Source organism: Leptotrichia sp. (assembly GCF_057270615.1).
This window is the reverse complement of record NZ_DBHIXN010000130.1, coordinates 1-1,658: the sequence shown is the minus strand read 5'-3', so window position 1 is coordinate 1,658 and position 1,658 is coordinate 1. Positions and strand designations below refer to the sequence as shown.

Below are 1,658 nucleotides of genomic sequence, written 5' to 3'. Positions count from 1 at the left end.
TAAAATCTGGATTTGTAGAAATCGTTCGAGCAATTTCCACACGTCTTCGTTCCCCACCTGAAAGTGCATATCCTAAACTTTTTGCAACATGTGATAATTTAAATTCTTCGATCAAACTTTGCATTGTTGCAATACGTTCCTTTTTCCTAACTCCACGCATTTCCAGAACTGATACAATATTCTCCTCCACAGTCAAATTTCTAAAAACCGATGCCTCTTGCGGCAAATATCCAAGACCAAGTCTAGCTCTTTTATACATTGGTAAATTTGTAATTTCCTGTCCATTATACATGACTCTTCCGTGATTCGGTCTCACAATCCCTGTAATCATATAAAATGTTGTCGTCTTCCCTGCCCCATTTGGTCCAAGAAGTCCTACAACTTCACCTTTTTCCATTGCAAGACTTACATTTTTTACAACTTCTCTATTTTTATATATTTTTTTCAAGCTATCGGCTTCTATATTAATTTTTCTAGCCATATTTTCTCCTACTTACCTTTTTATTTTATTTGTAAAATAATTTTCATTTTTTTGTTTGTTCTTTTTATACTATTTCCCATTTAAATATCAGGCTTACTATAAATTTCTTTGCAAAAATTCAATAACTCTTGTTGACAAATGTAAAATCTAACTTCTATTAAATGGAATTTATTATTTATAGTAAAATAAATTTAAAACTGAACTCAATAGCTATGACTATTTTATCCAAACTCTAAGTTTTTATAATTTTTAATAGTTCAATTTTAAATAGATCTGAGTATAGTTTCAATAATTTTAAAAACCTAAAATTATTATTACTTCGATATATTATAAATCATTTTCACTTTTTTTTCTACTTTTTTTTAAAATTGATTACTTAAAAATTTAGTAAATTATATCATATTAATAAAAAAATTTGTTTTTATAATATTTTTATTATATAATTTAAAAGAAAAAAATAAAAAGATGTCAAAGAAAGGAAATAAAAAAATGATTTTTTTAGATAAAGCTATTTTGTATTTAACACAAAATATTGAAAAACCACGTGAAGTAATTGAAGAAGAACTGGAATTTGTAATAAAACAATGTATTTTAGATTATTTAGTAAACAAAAAAAATATTGAAATTAATGAACTTTCTGACTTAAATGTAACACTCGTTATAGATTTTGAAGATGACGACATTAACAATAAGAAAAAAATGGTTGTAGAAGAGTATATGTTTGAAATAAATCATAAAAATAGCCCATTAGTACGAACTTTTAGACTTGGAACTGACAATGAGCATTATATCCGAAATGATTTAAAGGAATTAGAAAATGAAATTGATATGTTTGAAAATGGAATTGGTATTTCAAAAAAAATCATTAAATAAAAAATATACGAAAACTGCCTTTTATATCATTTCCATTTAGGTAATAAATTTATAGTAAAACTGATTTAAAACCAAATTTAAAAGCTAGACTATTTTACTCAAACCCTAAATTTGTATAATTTTTGATTTTAAATGGGTTTGAGTATATTATAAATTTTATCCTTAACAAGGGGATTTCACCCCCTTGTCATAAAATAAACAAAACGTAGTCTTTTTTTTTAATTAGAATCCAATATTAAAAATTCAAGTAATTTTATTGAACATAAACTCCAAAATCTTTATTATCAACCAAAATTTCAATATT

The 1,658-nt window shown here is 24.7% G+C and carries 2 protein-coding genes; one reads left to right on the top strand and one right to left on the bottom strand.

Translation table 11 applies throughout. From position 1 onward, the window contains the following. On the bottom strand, positions 1-481 hold a 481-nt coding region (locus tag ACO409_RS10885; RefSeq protein ID WP_485557176.1), incomplete at its 3' end, for an LPS export ABC transporter ATP-binding protein. A 489-nt stretch (positions 482-970) separates the two neighbouring features. Between ACO409_RS10885 and ACO409_RS10880 the strand changes: the two genes are divergently transcribed. Then, positions 971-1,354 (top strand): hypothetical protein, encoded by a 384-nt coding sequence (locus ACO409_RS10880; RefSeq protein ID WP_485557174.1) that lies wholly within the window; start codon positions 971-973, stop codon positions 1,352-1,354. Positions 1,355-1,658 lie beyond the last annotated feature (304 nt).